Raw genomic sequence first — 16,311 nt, 5'->3', positions numbered from 1 at the left:
GGCAGTACCTCTTCATCCCCCGGCTTTGCAGCTTAGCGAATGAACTGGCGCTGTCAGTCTATTTCTTGGTCGGGGGCGTTCCGCGAAGCCGTGAACGGTGGCTCGACAGGTCGAGCACTTCGCCAGGCCCATTATCTTCGTCTTGCAACAAGCCGAGCCGCCGCGCGACTTCGCGATAGGCTTCTTCCTCGCCGCCGAGGTCCCGACGAAAGCGGTCCTTGTCCAATTTCTCGCCCGATTTCATGTCCCACAGACGGCAACCATCAGGACTGATTTCATCGGCGAGGATTACGCGGCTGTAATCGCCATCGTAAAGCCTGCCGAATTCCAGCTTGAAATCGACTAGGCGGATATCGATGCCGGCGAACATGCCGCACATGAAATCGTTTATGCGGATCGCCATGGAGGAGATGTCGTGCATCTCTTCGTGACTGGCCCAATTGAAGCACGCGATGTGCTCTTCAGAGATCAGCGGATCGCCAAGTGCATCGTCTTTGAAATAATATTCGATCAGGGTGTGCGGGAGCGGTTCTCCTTCTTCGAGACCGAGCCGCTTGCAGATCGAGCCTGCCGCGACATTGCGCACCACCACTTCGATGGGAATGATTTCGACCTGACGCACGAGCTGCTCACGCATGTTCAGGCGGCGAATGAAGTGGGTCGGGATACCGATGTGCGAAAGGCGGCTAAACACATGCTCGCTGATGCGATTGTTGATCACACCCTTGCCATTGATGGTCCCGGTCTTTTCGGCATTGAAGGCTGTCGCATCATCCTTGAAATACTGGATGATGGTGCCCGGCTCCGGACCCTCATAAAGGATCTTGGCTTTGCCTTCGTAAATCTGACGACGACGGGACATGTGAGCAGCCTCCAAGCTCGGCTTATAAACCGCAGAAAGTGGTGCCCGGGGGCGGATTTGAACCACCGACACGCGGATTTTCAATCCGCTGCTCTACCCCTGAGCTACCCGGGCACTCGCTGCGGCGACGGTCTGGCATGAAAGGCCCAAACCGGCGAGCAAATGAGAGCGGGCCTATGGCGAAGCTGCGCCCGCTTGGCAAGAGGGAAATGGGGATTTGTGGACATCCCAGCCTATTCCTGCGTGTCCCAATCGGCGGTCGCGATTTCTTCGGGGCTCGCGGGGCGACTGGGCACGGCATACCCATCGCCGAACCACTGCGCGAGATCGCGATCCTTGCACTGGATCGAACAGAACGGAGCATGCTGTTCGGAGCGTGGCTTCTTACAGATCGGACAGGGTTTCGAGCGCTTCGTATTCATGATGCGACAATTTGGGCTTGGGCTGCTTCGAGCGCAAGTCCGGGATCCGTTTCGATCCGCACCTGTTTGCCTGTGCGCCTTGCAAGCTCGTCCAGCCATTCACCCTTGAGCTTAGCCTTGAGTGCGGGGCGGACCGTCAGCAGGAGCGATGGGCCGATGCCTTCAGCGAGTTCCGCTCGGCGCAAAGCCATCCGGGCGCACATGCCGGTCCGTGAGGTGGCGAAGCGATGGAGCAGCGATGGCCCTTCAAGCCGTGCGACAAGCTGGACAAATCCGAAACCGTTCATTGCGGTGCGCTCATGCGACCAATCGGTCCAAGCCTCCCCGAGGGCTCGATCGACAGCCTTACGCCCAGTTTTCTCTGCGATGGTTGGGAAATCGATCCCGATGCTGCCGCCAAGATCGAACCAGCCAAGAGCGCGCACTATTGCAGGGATAGCCGCCAGCGAAAGGTCCTTTGGCTCTCCGTCGCCGTCGATATCGATCAGCGTCATCGCAGGCGTCGTACTGATCAGGATTTCGCCACCGGCAAAGTCGAGTGTGCCAGAGGCAGCCGCCGACCAAACATCCTCCCACAGCCCGGTGGGCAGATAACGGACTTCGGTACCGAGCGCGAAGGCGTCATGCGTACCAAGTACGTCTGACGCCCATAGTTTGCTCTCGGTTTTGTCAGCCAGACCGACGCACCTAGCCTGAGCCAGCTTTAATCTTCCGCGTTCGGCGATGGGCGCGCGCGCTATGCGCACGACGATCTTCACGCCTTCGGTTGCTTCGGGCGGAAGGTGGTCGACCAGCACGTCGCGTCCGTCGTCAAGACGCGCTGTGCCGCGCCGCCCGCCCGCCGGTTTCGAGGTGAGCGCGGCATTGAGCACGCTCCCCGCGCGCAACTCCCCCGGCCAATGAAGTTTCGCCGCGAGAACCTTGTCGGCGTCTACAAGCAAAGCGCGGGTTTCGCCGATGCCGCGTTCGATCAACCACTCAGCCAATCGGAAACCCTGCCGATTTGAGCAGCGTGCGGGTTTCGTAAAGAGGCAGGCCCATTATACTGGAATGACTACCCCTGATCCATTGGATGAGGCCTTCCGCTGCGCCCTGAATCGCGTACCCACCCGCTTTTCCGCGCCACTCTTCGCCCACAAGATAGGAGTCGATCTCGGCGTGGGAGAGCGATTTGAACCGCACGATGTTCTCGCTCAGGCGCGACCTGCACCTCCCATCGGGCGCGCGCAGGACAACGCTGGAAAGGACCGTATGTCGGCGTCCGGAAAGCAATTCGAGGCACCGCCGTGCTTCGCCTTCGCCCTCCGTCTTCGGCAGGATACGGCGACCTGCTGCCACGACCGTATCACCAGCCAATACGAATTGCGGGGCGCTCGTCGCTGCCGCTTTTTCCTCACCCATGCGCAGGGCATAGTCGCGCGGACGTTCGCCCGTTATGGGGGTTTCGTCGATGTCGGCAGGGCAAATCTCGTCCGGTACGATCCCGAGCCGCGCTAGCAACTCAAGCCGGCGCGGACTGGCGGAGGCGAGTGTCAGGTGAAGGGCGCTCACGGGCTGCCCGCGCAATTACGCTGGGCCTGGGCCCTGACCCGGGCCGCCGCGACCGGGCATGAAACGATAGGTGATACGCGCCTTGGTCAGGTCGTAAGGGGTTAGCTCGCACAGCACTTCGTCGCCGACCAACACGCGAATGCGGTTCTTACGCATCTTGCCCGCCGTGTGGCCCAGAACCTCGTGACCGTTTTCAAGCTCGACCCGGAACATCGCATTGGGCAGCAATTCGACAACGCGCCCGCGCATTTCGAGGAGTTCTTCTTTGGCCATGTAGTTCCTTCGGTCATCTAAGGCGCGAAAATGCGCAGGTAAATTTGCAGCCGCTCGTCGGCTCTCGGCGGCCATTTAGCGATGCCGAGAACAAAATGGAAGCCTAGTGCGTATACGCCGTGACCGGCTCGCTAAGGCACGGTGTGCATCCCGTTCATCTCTGCTCGCGTAACAAATGGTGCAAACCGATACAATTCAGACGCTTGTCGGCCCTCAGACTTTGCTCAAGAAAAGGCAGCCATGCACCCCTCAGTCTCTTTTCCTGCCTTTGTGCGTACAGGTGCATGTCTGTCGGCCTTGGTTATCGGCATGACCGGGATGCCGGTCACCACATCATCGTTGCAGGCAGAGCCGTCAGGTCAATCGGACCCACCTGCACCTGACCAAGTGGCCGCACCGCTGGAGGATGAAATCGTTGTTCAGGCGGAGCGCCTGCGCGGACAATTGGTCGTCGAACAACCTCCGCTGCTGGAGCTGAATGAGCAAGATATCGCTGCCGAAGGCGTGGCCTCGATCGCGGACCTGATCGAGCAAATCACAGCTCGCACAGGATCGGCGCGAGGTCGCGGCGGTGGGCGACCAATCACGCTGATCAACGGGATCAGGGTCGGGAGTTTTCGAGAATTCTTTCAGTACCCTCCCGAGGCATTGGCCAGAGTTGAAGTGTTCCCTGAAGAAGTCGCCCAACGCTTCGGCTTCCCACCCGATCGCCGGGTTATCAACCTGATATTAAAGGACAACTTCGCAAGCCGCGAAATTGAGCTGGAATTCGAGGGACCATCGCGAGGCGGATACTTCGTCAACGAACAGGAACTGGGTTTTCTGAAGATCGCCGATGGGGGGCGGCTCAATCTGAATTTCGAGGCGAACGATACTAGCCTGCTGACCGAATCGGAACGCGATATTATCCAGACACCGGGCTCGGTTTCAGAGGTTGCCGGCGATCCCGATCAGGCGGAGTTCCGCAGTCTCATTGCCGACAGCCGATCTCTTGAAGCCAATGTGAGCTGGGCGAAGGCTTTCATTGACAGCGGAACGTCGGTTTCCGCCAATCTCAACTATACGCGGAGTGACAGCACCGCGTTGTCCGGACTGAACACTGTCACTCTGACAGATGCTGCGGGCGAGAGTGTCACTCGGACGTTCGGGGAAGAAACCTCGCTGGAACGCCGCATATCGAGCGATACGGTGTCTAGTTCGGGCTCGCTCAGCAAATCCGTGGGTGTATTCCGATTGACCAGTACATTTGACGGATCTTTCAGCGAGACAGAAACGCAGATCGATCAGCCATTTGATACGAGCGCTCTCGAAGCCGAAGCTTCCGCAGGATTGCTTGCGATTGATGCCCCGCTTCCTGTGAATGCCAATGCCGGGTTCGATATTGCCAATCGCCGCACGATTACGACCGAGGCGCAGAACACGCTGCGAGGCCCGATCGCAGCGCTGCCAGCCGGTGAATTGATCGCAACCTTCGACGCGGGCGGTGACTGGTTGCAGATCGAAAGCGCCGATACACGCGCTTCGTTCGATACCCAGCTAACGCGGCGACGGCTTTCGACCGGCACGAACTTCGTCGTCCCGCTTACCAGTCGACGCAACGGCTTCGCCGACGCGCTGGGCGGTTTCACCTTGACGGCACAGGCTGGGCTGGAAGACCTTTCCGATTTCGGTCTGCTCGGCGACTATAATGTCGGGCTCAACTGGGAGCTGACCGATGGGCTCGACCTGTCGGCTAACTATATCGTGAGAGTAGTTGCCCCGTCTCTGTCGCAACTCGGAAATCCGCAGATAACAACCTTCAACACGCCAGTGTTCGACTTCGTGAATGGTGAAACGGTGCTTGCGACGGTCGTCACGGGCGGCAATCCCGATTTGCTTTCCGAAACCCAGCGAGACTGGAAATTCGCGGCAAATTGGCAATTGCCGTTTTGGGACAATACCAGATTCTCGGTCGAGTATATTCGCAATCGTTCGGATGACGTGACCGCCGATTTTCCCACGGTCACTGCTGAGATCGAAGCTGCATTCCCAGGGCGGATCACGCGTGACGCCGCAGGCCAATTGACAGCGGTCGACACGCGATTCGTGACGTTTGCCGAAACCCGGTCGGACCGTTTGCAATTCAACCTGTTTACGCGCGGGACGTTCGGCGTACCCGAACCGAGCGCAGGCGAAAGATCCGCACGCGGCGGGGGGCCAGGAGCCTCGCGCAGCGCACGAGCGAACGATGGCCGCCCCGGCGCCAATGGCCCGCAAAACGCGGAGAGACGGGAGCGTTTTCAAGAGCTGCGGATGCGGATTTGTGCCGATGATGGGCGCGACCAGCTGGCGCGGATGATCAGCGCGGTCGAAAACGGAGAGGATACCTCGAATATCTTGCCAGGACTTCCGCCAGAGTTCCTCAAGCGCATCATAGACCGCTCGCGCGGGGATGACGGCGCAATCTCACAGGAAGCGCTCGATCAATTCCGGGAACGGATCTGCTCCGGTGGGGGGCGTCCGGGTGGTCAGCAGGATGTTGCTCGCGGTGGAGGCGGCCCGTTTGGAGGCGGAAATCCGTTCGCATCGGGGCGCCGGCCTGGTTGGCGTTATTTCGCTAGCTTCAACCACACCATCGAATTGCGGAACGACATTCTGATCGCTCCGGGGCTCACACGGCTCGATCAGCTTGATGGGGACGGGACAGGCCAGTTCGGCTTTCCGCGCCACAACTCGCGTCTCGAAGCGGGCGTTTTTGGCAGGCGATTGGGCGTGCGGATTTCGGCGCGATACACGGGGGAGACGAGGCTTAGCGGGTCTGGTTTACCGGGCAGCAGCGACATCTTTTTCAGCGATCTTACGACGTTCGACCTGCGCGTATTTTCCAATCTGGCCGAGTTGTTCGGATCGGAAAGCGATGCGCTCAAGAACCTGCGGATCAGCCTGCGCGCGGACAATATCTTCGATGCTCAACGTCAGGTGCGCGATGAGAACGGCGAGACGCCCATCAACTACCAGCCGTTTCTTATCGATCCGGTAGGCCGCTTCGTCGGCATCGACATTCGCAAACTGTTCTAGCTGAGTTTCACTTTCGGGAAGAGGAGCCGCTGGTGAAGCTTCGGCTCGAACGGAGACCATTCGCCTTCGGCTTGACCCAGCCGATCGGCCATTGCCACCATCACGGATGGATTGAAGCCGAGGCCGAGATGGCTCGCATAAACCTCGATATTTTCGCTGGGATGGTCCGCATGCGTATTCTCTGGATGCTGTACGCTTCCACGCCAATGCACGATGCCATCAGTTCTGGTGTAGACAGAGGTCGTTGGAACCGGAGGTGCCGTATCGAGGCCCTGGAATTGACCGCCGCGCAACTCTTCCGGCTCCTTGCCGTTGAAGAACTCGAACAGACGCGCCGCGTTCGTATGATTTCGATCATCCGAAATCGGGCTGCCGAGGCTCATCACCAGGCGCACCTTGTCCGGGTGGATTTTCGCCAATTCGCGCGCAAGCACGCCGCCGAGGCTCCAGCCGATAAGAGAAACCTTGCGCCCGCTCGTCTTATGGAGACGGCTCAGCTGTGACTCCAGCTTCGACAGCAGCGCTTCATTCACGCGGACGTTCCTGCCGGAATCCCAGCCATGGGCGTCGTAACCAAGACGTTTCAGCAGTCTCCGCATTGGCGCAGTCGAATTGTTGGTCGCCATAAAACCGGGAAGGGTGACAACAGAATGGCCGTCTCCCTTCGGAAGTGCGGAAAGAAATGGACGGGCGGCGTAAAAAGCGCCCAGCTCGAAGAATGCGCGGCCCTCTGTGAAAGTCCAGAAACGGTTCGGAGGAACCGCTGCCGGTAATTCACGCCCGCCTGCATGCATACTTGGTGCCATGCTAGCCATTACTTCGTCTCCTTGACTGTACGACCTGTTGTTCGTTTTTTTGCGGTTTTGGTTACCCGCTTGCGCGGTGTTTTCTTCGTCGGTTCGGCGTCAACCGCCTTTGCAGCCGCCAGCATCTCGTCGAAACTTTCCTGCAGGCAGTCCGCATAAAATTCGGGATCCGGCATGATATCGCGGCAGGCTGTGAAGCTGATGATCGCCTCATCGACATAGCTCTGCACAATGTGGGCGAGGCCCAATCCGTCGGTCAGGCAAATGAGCGAGAGCGCCATGCTCTCCATTCGCGCGCCGGCGGAGTAGATGTGCACCGGCGGTCCGGGGACATTCGTGACCACGGTGTTGAATGGCATCGCGACCCGGTGGGCGAGGCTGACGCGGCTGAAAAGCTGCGAACCGAGCGCCATGTAGAGCAGGGGATTGACCTTGCTGACCTCTGTCATGGTGCGCGCGCCGAGCGCGTTGGTCATCGCCTTGGAATTGCTGGTCTGACCGAAAACGTACTCCAGCCGTTTGGCATGATCCGCGATATGGGTCCCGAGGGGTGCGATCATGGCCGCGACCTGATTGCCCATGTCGCCTTTTTCATCGTTCGAACGCACAGAAATCGGCGCCATCGCCGTCATGGTGCCTTTCGGAAGATCGTCCTTGGCCGTCAGATACTTGTGCAGCGCCCCGCCGATTATGGCGAGAGCGACATCGTTGACTTTCGCCTCAGGCAGGAGGGCACGGATCGATTTGAGCTCTGTGAGACTGAAGCTGCGCCCTTCGACCACACGATGCGACGAGATCGAACGGTTGAACCGCGTGCGCGGCGGGACATAGTCGCTGGAGAGTTTGAAGTCGCGAGTCACCAACCCTTTGATCGCGTTCGCCACACCCGGAACCGCCTGAGCGGCGACTTGAGCCTGCTTGAGCGGATTGAGCAGAGCGTTGACATAGGATTTGCCGAGAAGTTCGACGGCACCCGGAATCTTCTCCGGCTTCCAGTCGTCCGGCTCATTGGGCGGCGCGGTAGAAGGCGACAACGTATGGATCGCCTCCATCAGGTCGATACCGCTCATTCCGTCGATGGCCGAATGGTGGACCTTCGTCACGAAACCAAAGCAGCCCTTCGGGAAATCGCGGACATTGTCGAGGCCCTCAACGACCGTGAACTCCCAAGGTGGGCGAGTCAGGTCCATGGGCCGTGCGTGGATGCGGGCGGTCTGAATGCACAATTGCCGCCAATCACCAGGTTTCGGAAGGGCGACATGGCGAACGTGATATTCGAGATCGAAATTCGGATCCTCGATCCAGTAAGGGTAATCGAGATCGAATGGTACGCGGACAAGACGCTGGCGCATTGTCTTCGATAGCTGCATCCGGTCTTCGAAGAACTTCAGAATGTCCTTGAACCGAACGAAACCGCCCGGTGCAGTAGCCGGATTATAAATCAGAAGGTTGCCGATATGCATCGGCGAATTCGGCGATTCCAACGCTACGAACGAGGAATCCATGCCTTGCAATTGCCGCAAGGTTCTCTCCCGCAAGCAAGCCGAAATTAGGCTCGCTTCGGCCCGTTTTCGGGCTCTGAAACAAGGCCTAGGAGTGTTTCAGTGCTGTGACAACCTTACGCAGACGGCAAACGTTGCCGCTAGGTAAGGATTCGGAGCAATATTGTTGCGCTGCAGCAGCATTTAAGCCTGCCGACGCTAGAACGCCTGCGCTGCGGCGTATCCGCTGGACCATGCCCACTGGAAATTATAGCCGCCTAACCAGCCGGTCACGTCCACGGCTTCACCGATGGCGTAGAGGCCGGGCGATTTCCTGGCTTCCATGGTCTTCGACGACAGCTCACTGGTTGCAATGCCGCCGATTGTCACCTCGGCCTTCGCGAAACCTTCGGTTCCGTTGGGCAAGAACTCCCAATTGGCCATTTTTTCCCCAGCAGAACGCAATTCCTTGTCGGAAACATTGCCCAGTTCCCGATCGATACCAAGGCGATCGGCAAGGGCATCGGCAAGTCGGTCCGGGAGGTCTTCGCGCAATATGGTCCTGAGTGCGGATTTTGGACGTTCGCGTTTAAGCTCTACGAGCCATTCCGGTCCCGCCTGCTTCAGGAAAGCGATGCTGATGGCTTCATTGCTTTTCCAATAGGAAGAGACTTGCAGGATTGCTGGTCCGGAAAGGCCTTTGTGCGTGAACAGAGCAGCCTCATCGAAGCTCGTTTTACGCGATCCCGCTCCCGCTGTTGCGCGAACCGGTGCCGACACGCCCGACAATTCACGGAACAAGACGTCGTCTCCGCCGAGGGTCAAAGGGACAAGCGCGGGACGCGGTTCGACAACCTTGAGGCGGAATTGCCGTGCAAGATCATAGGCGAAGCCGGTTGCTCCCATCTTCGGGATGGAGGGGCCACCGGTCGCGATTACGAGGTTTGGTGCGCGGTAGCTCGCGCCGTTTGCCATCACGCCGTAACTTCCATCGACGGCTTCCACAGCGCTCACATCGGCATCGCAGATGATCTGGACATGGTCGTCGGGGCATTCGTCGAGCAGCATCTGGACAATCTGCTCCGCCGAACCATCGCAGAACAATTGGCCGAGTGTTTTCTCATGCCAAGCGATACCGTGCCTGTTGACCAGATCGACGAAGTCTTGCGCCGTGTACCGGGCGAGTGCGGATTTCGCGAAATGCGGATTGTCCGAGAGATAGTTTCCTGGCCCGGCATTGATGTTGGTAAAGTTGCAGCGCCCACCGCCGGAAATCAGGATTTTCTTGCCTGGCTTTTCCGCTTTTTCAAGCACGGCTACTCGCAATCCGCGCTGTCCGGCCTGTGCCGCACACATCAGGCCTGCGGCCCCTGCGCCGAGAACGATTACATCGAATTGCTGCATGCCCCTGCGGATAGGCGCGATCGCACCGATTGCCAATCGCCTACCGACACGCCCTTTGCACGCCATGTATCTCGCCCTATCTGGACCCCATGGCGAAAACGTCTGCCGGCACTCCTCACAACCCCCAAGGGGCCGAACGCTTCCACGAAGAGCGCGCGGCCTACACGGTTGCACGTGCGCAGCCGAACCTGGAGGCTGGCGTCGCTGCGGTGCGCGAAACGGTAAAGACGCTCAAGCCCGTGCCGGGCGTTTACCGGATGATCGATGCGCGCGGTGACGTTCTGTATGTGGGCAAGGCACGCAGCCTCAAATCTCGCGTAGCGAATTACGCGCAAGTTGCCGGGCTGTCTGGGCGGCTCCAAAGAATGGTCAGTCAGTGCCGCAGCATGGAAATCGTCACTACCAATTCCGAGGCTGAGGCATTGCTGCTCGAAGCGCAGCTGATCAAACGCTTCCGCCCTCCGTTCAATGTGCTGCTGCGCGATGACAAGAGCTTCCCTTTCATCCTGTTGCGCGGCGATCACAAGTTTCCGCGCATTCACAAGCATCGCGGTGCGCGGCGTGCGAAAGGCAACTATTACGGCCCCTTCGCGAGTGCGGGCAGCGTCAACACCACTCTCAACGCACTGCAGAAGCTGTTTCTGCTTCGATCGTGCACCGACAGCTTCTTCAACAATCGCGATCGCCCCTGCCTGCTTTATCAGATTAAGCGGTGTTCGGCGCCTTGCGTCGACCGGGTCTCCGAAGACGATTACGAAGGGTTGGTTCGGCAGGCCAAGGACTTCCTTGCCGGCAAGTCGGGGCAGGTGCAGGCCGATCTTGAGAGGCAAATGGCGAAGGCTGCCGAAGATCTCGATTTTGAAACCGCTGCGATCCTGCGCGACCGGTTGCGGGCGGCGACATTCATCCAGGGTTCGCAAGCCATCAATGCGAGCGGCGTGGGTGACGCGGACGTGTTCGCGCTTTCCGCCAAAGGAGGCCATATTGCGGTGCAGGCCTTCTTCATCCGAGGCGGGCAGAATTGGGGACACCGCGCTTTCTTTCCGGCTCACATCAAGGATATCGACGAGGCGCAGGTCCTTTCAGATGTCATGCTGCAATTTTACGAAGAAGTGCCGCCCCCGGCGACCGTGCTGGTTGATCGCGAGTTGCCTGAAAGTGAGCTCATCGAAGCCGCGCTATCGGAACTCGCGGATAAAAAGGTCATCCTTTCGATCCCCCAGCGGGGCGACAGGCGCAAATTGATGGAGCAGGCCAGCCGCAACGCAGTTGAAGCGCTCGATCGCCGCCTGGCCGAAACCGGCACCAAGGCAAAGGTCAACCGCGAACTTGCGGAGTTTCTCGAACTGGAGGCACCTCCGGAACGGGTCGAGGTCTATGACAACAGCCACATACAAGGCACCAAAGCGGTGGGCGCAATGATCGTGGCCGGGGTTGAAGGCTTCGAAAAGTCGCAATATCGCAAGTTCAATATTCGCGAGGCGCAAACCAATGACGATTTCGCCATGATGCGCGAAGTCATGAAACGGCGATTCACCCGCGCGATGAAGGATGATCCGGACCGCGAGCGCGCAGGGATCTGGCCCGATCTCGTCCTCATCGATGGAGGGAAGGGCCAGATGTCGAGCGTGATGGAAGTGCTCGGCGAACTCGGCATCGAAGACCTCCCCGTTATCGGCATCGCAAAGGGTCCGCATCACGGGCGGGAAGGCCGCGAGGTCTTTCACTTTCCCGATGGGAGAGAAAAAACGCTGCCGACCAATTCGAAACTGCTGTTCTATCTCCAGACACTTCGCGATGAAGTGCACCGCTTCGCCATCGGCGCACACCGGGCGAAGAGATCGAAAGCGATTACCGCCTCGCCGCTAGACGAAATCCCCGGCATCGGTCCGGCACGCAAGCGCGCATTGTTGCTCCACTTCGGCACCGCGAGCAAAGTCCGCGCGGCCGCATTGGAAGACCTGCAACGTGCGCCTGGCGTGAGCGATAAGGTCGCGCGGCAGGTTTACGATTTCTATCATGCCGGGGCTTAGGGTGATTCCGCAAAGGATGTCGTGACATTGCAGTAATTGCTGCCTAGCTTTGTAAATGAAAACACATTCGGGAAGAAACGTGACTGCGACTTTATCAAACGACGCTGCGGCGACGAAGGCCGATGGCGCTGCGATGGCGCTCGACCCGCGCCAGCTTGCGCGCGATCTTGCGAAGTTCCGCACACCCAACGCGGTGCGAAGCTGGTTGGAGTTCGCGATCACTTTCGTACCATTTGTCGCGATCTTCGCAGCATTGCTGAGCGCTGTTTCCGCTGGGCATTATCTCGCATTACTGGCGACACCGCTGGCCGGCCTGTTTCTACTGCGGCTTTTCATCATTCAACACGATTGCGGCCACGGAGCTTTCTTCGAAGGCCGAAAAGCGAACGACTGGCTGGGCCGCGCGATTGGGGTTCTGACGCTCACGCCCTATGATTGCTGGCGCCGGTCACATGCGCTGCATCACGCGAGCACAGGCAATCTGGATGCGCGGGGATTCGGCGATGTCGACACCCTGACGGTCCGTGAATTCCGCGAGAAATCTTGGCTGGGTCGATTCGGCTATCGGCTTTACCGGCACCCCATCGTCCTGCTCGGTTTCGGCCCTGCATATCTCTTTATGCTGCGTCACCGTTTGCCAATCGGGCTGATGAAGGCCGGGTCGATATACTGGATCAGCGCCATGGCGACCAATGCGGTCATCGCGGTCATCATGATCGGATTGATCCTCCAGTTCGGATTGTTGGCAACCGTGCTTGTTTTCGTGCCGGTCCTGCTGACGGCTGCATCGGTGGGTGTCTGGCTGTTTTACATCCAGCACCAGTTTGAGGACGCGCACTGGGACCATGCCAAGGATTGGACTTTCCACGATGCGGCTCTGCTTGGAAGTTCATACCTCGAATTGCCGGGCGCGCTGCGCTGGTTCACCGCGAATATCGGGATACACCACGTTCACCATCTCGCCAGTCGCATTCCGTTTTATCGCTTGCCGCACGTGCTTAAGGTGCATCCGGAACTGACTGAAGTGAACCGCTTCACGACCCGTCAGACGATCAAGCCTTTGCTTCTGACTCTATGGGACGAGAACCGGCGCAAGCTGGTGAGCTTCCGTGAGGCAGCGCGGTTGCCTGCCTAAAGCGCCCATAGCGCGCCACCCTAATTACGCGCTCTGTCTGCTCGACAACATGGACAAATAAGAAGGGGCCCGGCTCTCTATACGAGCCGGGCCCTTATCTTAAGCCATAATGACAAGCGCTGACCTACTTCGGATAAGTCCAGGTCGTCCCGCGTTCGAGATTCTCGCTCGCGAAGGCCCAGTTCAGCTTGGACCCGACGACCGCGTCGAGGTAGGCCGGACGCTTGTTCTGGTGATCGAGATAGTAGGCATGCTCCCACAGATCGACCACGAGGAGCGGATTTACGCCGTCATGATCGGCCAGCGTGTCGCCGTCATGAGTCTCTTCGATCGTCAGGCCGCCATTCTTTTCGGCGAGCCAGACCCAGCCGCTTGCAAAGTGGCCTGCACCGCGATCCTTCAGTTTCTCTTTCAGAGCATCGACCGAACCGAAAGAGCTGTCGATCATCGATTTGAGCTGATCCGACGGTGCAGTCTCGCTCGCCGCCATCGAATGCCAGTAGAAGCCGTGGTTCCAGCTTTGCGCCGAATTGTTGAAGAGGCCTTGATCGCTATCGCGCGCCGCGCCGATCACTTCTTCCAGCGATTTGTCGGCGTGTGCGGTCCCTTCGATCGCGTTGTTGGTCTTGTCGATGTAAGCCTGGTGATGCTTGCCGTGGTGATACGACAGCGTCTCCGCGGAAATCGCCGGGTCCAAGGCAGAGTCGGAATAGGGAAGGTCAATCAGGTTGAACGCCATTTGCGGGCCTCTCTTTTTCAGTTTGAAAGTCTTGTGTGGTCAACGCCTCGGCGCGGTAAAAGTTTCAGTGCCATCTCGCAACGTCTGGGCGTCAGGCGGCAAAGTTTGCGCGCCTGAACGCAGCGTCCGATGCAAGCTGCGAATGCTCGATCCAGGTCGAGTGCACGCCGCTCGAAACCTTATGCGGCAGTGCAAGGCGACAAATGGGCCCACGAGCAATGTCGCCTGCATCGAGGATGGCACATTCGGATGTGCCGGTATTCTCGTCGATCAGGAAAGTGATGAGGTATGCGTCGTCTTCAGCAGCGCAGCCCTTTTTCGGAATGACCGGGCTCTCGCTCGCATAAACGCCATCAGGTAATTCGAAGACCTGCTCTTCTCCGTTGTCCGTGTCATGACGGACGTACCCATTGAACAGGAACCAGCCGGGTCTTGTGGTGGTCGACCAGATGAAGCGGTTTTTGCGCATCAGATAGTCGGGATTGATCATGCCAAATTCGACGATTCGGTCGGACAGGCGCTCTTCAGTGCAGGCACCCGTTTCCAAGTTGAACCGCCAGCGGTGCAGACGTGATTGGAACGAGTGTTCGTCCACGTAGGCCATCATATGGCTGTATTCACCCGCATCTTCGATCGGGTCCGGCATCGGTTTGTCCTGATAATACCCTTCGAGCACGACCTCATCGCCATCCTCGTAAGCATTGGTCCAGTGCAAGACGTAAGTCGGCGATGCCTCGAACCAGCGGATCTCCTCGGGCTGCCCATGCCGGGGGATCAGAGCGAGGCGTGTCGGCACGCCATCGTGAATCCGCGCTGCGTGAATGTCGCGCTTTAGCAATTCCTCATCCCAGAACAGTGGCATGTCATTGAGGATCGACCAGTTTTTCGTGACTGCCATGTCGTGGGGCAGCCGCGGGCCGGGCAGGGGGATCGGCACGTAGTGCACCAATTTGCCAGACCGATCGACGACACCGTAATGCATGAAAGGCGCGTGCTTCGAATAATTGAAGAACATCAGCTCGCCCGTCGCTTCGTCCACCTTTGGATGCGCAGACACTCCGTCGAGCGGCCCCCACGACGCCTTGCCGAGATTGTCCAGCGTCACCGGGTCCATTTGCCATGCCTCGCCGCACTGATAGAATGTCGCGAGCGCCACGCCTGCATGGACGACGATGTCTGTGCTGCCGGTATCCTTCAGGCTGCCATGCGCGCCAAAACCGGGACGCTTCGATAGTGCAGGCGCGTCCATAAGACCGCCCCACAGCGCGCCGCCAGCGATTTGCTCTTCGATGAAACACTGCGTGCGAAGGAAGCGGTTTCGGTAACTTGCTTTACCACTCGAAATGCTGACCTGGTGGATCATCGCATCTCCATCGAAGGGATGATGACGACCGAGCGGCTGGTGCACCGGATTTTCGGTGTTCCGAAGATAAATACCGTCGATATCGGCTGGAATTTCACCTTCGATCACCTCAAGCCGGTCGACATCGAGTTCCTCGTGCACCGGGGTCCACGGTCCGCTCAGATAGGGATGGTTGGACGGCTCGAGCGTCGTTTTAACCGGCGGTTGGCGCGTGACCTGCATGGCGAATTCCTCCCAAGAGACCCAATCGTAGCGCAGGTGGACGATCAAGAAAACCGCCACAGGATCTCGCTCAAATTTGATTTCGATCAAGGTGACCAGCTGGAAAACGGCGCATGATGTTTTCCAAGATCAAAGGAGAGTCTCATGAAATCTATTCTCGTTCACGCCGCCGACGACAATTGCATGGAAGCAAGGATGCAGATCGCGCTCGACATCGCTCGAGCAACCGGTGCGCATATCACATTCCTTCAGGCAGTCAGTTTCGAGGTCTTCGCCCCCGGCGATTTTTACGGTTCGGCGATGGCAGCGGCCATGCCGCGCATCAAGGAGGCTGCCGAAGAGTTGCGCGAAAAGATCGAAACCGATCTCGCCAACGAAGACGCTGCATGGGAATGGCAGTTCATGTATGGCATGGCCGAACACCGGCTGCTCGAACAATCTGCGTTGCACGATCTAATCCTGGTCGGCCCACGCGATATCGGGGAAGAAGGATCACACCGTCCTTCGGCAATGGTCGGCAACCTGGTCTTGAAGGCTCCCGTTCCAGTTCTGGTCGTGCCGGGCGAGACCAAGCGATTGGATCTTAAAGCTCCCGTGATGATCGCGTGGAACGGGTCGTCCGAAGCGTGCGTTGCACTGCGCGCCGCAGTGCCGCTGCTGGCGCATGCGAGCGAAATCCATCTGGTCAGCATCGCGGAGGAAAGCGACAAGCAGCGGTTCGATTTTCCGGCGAGCGAAGGCGCGAAATACCTCAGCCGGCACGGGATCGAGGCTGAGATCGTCGAGATTCCGCGCGGCGAAGCGAAGATCTCGGACACATTGTTTTCAGCGGCCGAGCAACGCGGCTGCTCGATGATGATCATGGGTGCCTATGGACATTCGCGTTTGGCGGAGATGCTCTTGGGCGGGGTCACCCGGCGGTCCCTGACCGATCCGCAGCTACCGATATTTTTGGCGCATTGA

Annotated in this window: 14 protein-coding genes and 1 tRNA gene; 4 read left to right on the top strand and 11 right to left on the bottom strand. The window is 58.8% G+C overall.

The annotated features are described in order from the left end of the window. Positions 1–58: 58 nt before the first annotated feature. From purC to infA, 6 genes are all read right to left on the bottom strand, one after another. Positions 59–862 carry a phosphoribosylaminoimidazolesuccinocarboxamide synthase gene (gene purC, locus KCG45_RS00815; protein WP_218315258.1) on the bottom strand — a complete coding sequence of 268 codons (804 nt, stop codon included), beginning with the start codon at positions 860–862 and terminating at the stop codon, positions 59–61. 39 nt (positions 863–901) lie between these two features. After that, a tRNA-Phe gene (locus tag KCG45_RS00810) sits at positions 902–976 on the bottom strand. 119 nt (positions 977–1,095) lie between these two features. After that, positions 1,096–1,284 (bottom strand): DNA gyrase inhibitor YacG, encoded by a 189-nt coding sequence (locus KCG45_RS00805; protein ID WP_218315257.1) that lies wholly within the window; start codon positions 1,282–1,284, stop codon positions 1,096–1,098. Next, positions 1,281–2,270 carry an Rne/Rng family ribonuclease gene (locus KCG45_RS00800; RefSeq protein ID WP_218315256.1) on the bottom strand — a complete coding sequence of 330 codons (990 nt, stop codon included), beginning with the start codon at positions 2,268–2,270 and terminating at the stop codon, positions 1,281–1,283. Before KCG45_RS00800 ends, KCG45_RS00805 begins: the two co-directional genes overlap by 4 nt. Further along, positions 2,263–2,835, bottom strand: coding sequence for a Maf family protein (locus KCG45_RS00795; protein WP_218315255.1), 573 nt, complete (start codon positions 2,833–2,835; stop codon positions 2,263–2,265). The genes KCG45_RS00800 and KCG45_RS00795 overlap by 8 nt, the downstream gene beginning before the upstream one ends. A 15-nt stretch (positions 2,836–2,850) precedes the next feature. Continuing rightward, positions 2,851–3,108, bottom strand: a complete 258-nt coding sequence (infA, locus tag KCG45_RS00790) for a translation initiation factor IF-1 (RefSeq protein ID WP_108786584.1) — start codon at positions 3,106–3,108, stop codon at positions 2,851–2,853. Between the two features lie 309 nt (positions 3,109–3,417). Here infA and KCG45_RS00785 point away from each other — a divergent pair, with 309 nt between their 5' ends. Beyond that, complete coding sequence (locus tag KCG45_RS00785) at positions 3,418–6,165, top strand: TonB-dependent receptor (RefSeq protein WP_218315254.1); 2,748 nt, start codon at positions 3,418–3,420, stop codon at positions 6,163–6,165. On the opposite strand, the gene KCG45_RS00780 is transcribed toward KCG45_RS00785, so the two are convergent. The 3 genes from KCG45_RS00780 to KCG45_RS00770 form a co-directional block, all read right to left on the bottom strand. Next, positions 6,162–6,980, bottom strand: a complete 819-nt coding sequence (locus tag KCG45_RS00780; RefSeq protein ID WP_218315253.1) for an esterase/lipase family protein — start codon at positions 6,978–6,980, stop codon at positions 6,162–6,164. The two genes, KCG45_RS00785 and KCG45_RS00780, sit on opposite strands and share 4 nt — an antisense overlap. Continuing rightward, complete coding sequence (locus KCG45_RS00775) at positions 6,980–8,494, bottom strand: WS/DGAT/MGAT family O-acyltransferase (RefSeq protein ID WP_255547882.1); 1,515 nt, start codon at positions 8,492–8,494, stop codon at positions 6,980–6,982. The genes KCG45_RS00780 and KCG45_RS00775 overlap by 1 nt, the downstream gene beginning before the upstream one ends. 177 nt (positions 8,495–8,671) lie before the next feature. Next, entirely contained in the window at positions 8,672–9,856 is a 1,185-nt protein-coding gene (locus KCG45_RS00770; RefSeq protein WP_218316334.1) for a BaiN/RdsA family NAD(P)/FAD-dependent oxidoreductase, read from the bottom strand. Positions 9,857–9,945: 89 nt separating this feature from the next. Here KCG45_RS00770 and uvrC point away from each other — a divergent pair, with 89 nt between their 5' ends. Together uvrC and KCG45_RS00760 are read left to right on the top strand one after the other, a co-directional pair. Continuing rightward, the gene (gene uvrC / locus KCG45_RS00765) at positions 9,946–11,889 is read left to right on the top strand and encodes an excinuclease ABC subunit UvrC (protein ID WP_218315252.1); all 1,944 of its coding nucleotides are present in this window, start codon (positions 9,946–9,948) and stop codon (positions 11,887–11,889) included. 79 nt (positions 11,890–11,968) lie between these two features. Beyond that, positions 11,969–13,024, top strand: coding sequence for a fatty acid desaturase (locus KCG45_RS00760; protein WP_369410707.1), 1,056 nt, complete (start codon positions 11,969–11,971; stop codon positions 13,022–13,024). A 124-nt stretch (positions 13,025–13,148) separates the two neighbouring features. Here KCG45_RS00760 and KCG45_RS00755 read toward each other — a convergent pair whose 3' ends face one another. Together KCG45_RS00755 and KCG45_RS00750 are read right to left on the bottom strand one after the other, a co-directional pair. Continuing rightward, the gene (locus KCG45_RS00755) at positions 13,149–13,763 is read right to left on the bottom strand and encodes a superoxide dismutase (protein ID WP_218315250.1); all 615 of its coding nucleotides are present in this window, start codon (positions 13,761–13,763) and stop codon (positions 13,149–13,151) included. 91 nt (positions 13,764–13,854) lie between these two features. Then, entirely contained in the window at positions 13,855–15,408 is a 1,554-nt protein-coding gene (locus KCG45_RS00750) for a carotenoid oxygenase family protein (RefSeq protein WP_369410706.1), read from the bottom strand. Between the two features lie 84 nt (positions 15,409–15,492). On the opposite strand from KCG45_RS00750, the gene KCG45_RS00745 reads away from it, so the two are divergent. Next, positions 15,493–16,311, top strand: a complete 819-nt coding sequence (locus KCG45_RS00745) for a universal stress protein (RefSeq protein ID WP_218315249.1) — start codon at positions 15,493–15,495, stop codon at positions 16,309–16,311.

Origin of the sequence: Erythrobacter ani (genome assembly GCF_019204025.1) — a bacterium.
Taxonomy (GTDB): domain Bacteria; phylum Pseudomonadota; class Alphaproteobacteria; order Sphingomonadales; family Sphingomonadaceae; genus Erythrobacter; species Erythrobacter ani.
Note: the sequence above shows the minus strand (reverse complement) of the source record. Positions and strands in the feature narration are given on the sequence as shown.

Excerpts from the sequence above, each read along its gene's own strand:
- infA (WP_108786584.1), bottom strand. The coding sequence starts at position 3,108 with ATGGCCAAAGAAGAACTCCTCGAAATGCGCGGGCGCGTTGTCGAATTG.
- KCG45_RS00785 (WP_218315254.1), top strand. The coding sequence starts at position 3,418 with ATGACCGGGATGCCGGTCACCACATCATCGTTGCAGGCAGAGCCGTCA.
- KCG45_RS00780 (WP_218315253.1), bottom strand. The coding sequence starts at position 6,980 with ATGGCTAGCATGGCACCAAGTATGCATGCAGGCGGGCGTGAATTACCG.
- KCG45_RS00745 (WP_218315249.1), top strand. The coding sequence starts at position 15,493 with ATGAAATCTATTCTCGTTCACGCCGCCGACGACAATTGCATGGAAGCA.
- purC (WP_218315258.1), bottom strand. The coding sequence starts at position 862 with ATGTCCCGTCGTCGTCAGATTTACGAAGGCAAAGCCAAGATCCTTTAT.
- uvrC (WP_218315252.1), top strand. The coding sequence starts at position 9,946 with ATGGCGAAAACGTCTGCCGGCACTCCTCACAACCCCCAAGGGGCCGAA.
- KCG45_RS00755 (WP_218315250.1), bottom strand. The coding sequence starts at position 13,763 with ATGGCGTTCAACCTGATTGACCTTCCCTATTCCGACTCTGCCTTGGAC.
- KCG45_RS00805 (WP_218315257.1), bottom strand. The coding sequence starts at position 1,284 with ATGAATACGAAGCGCTCGAAACCCTGTCCGATCTGTAAGAAGCCACGC.
- KCG45_RS00770 (WP_218316334.1), bottom strand. The coding sequence starts at position 9,856 with ATGCAGCAATTCGATGTAATCGTTCTCGGCGCAGGGGCCGCAGGCCTG.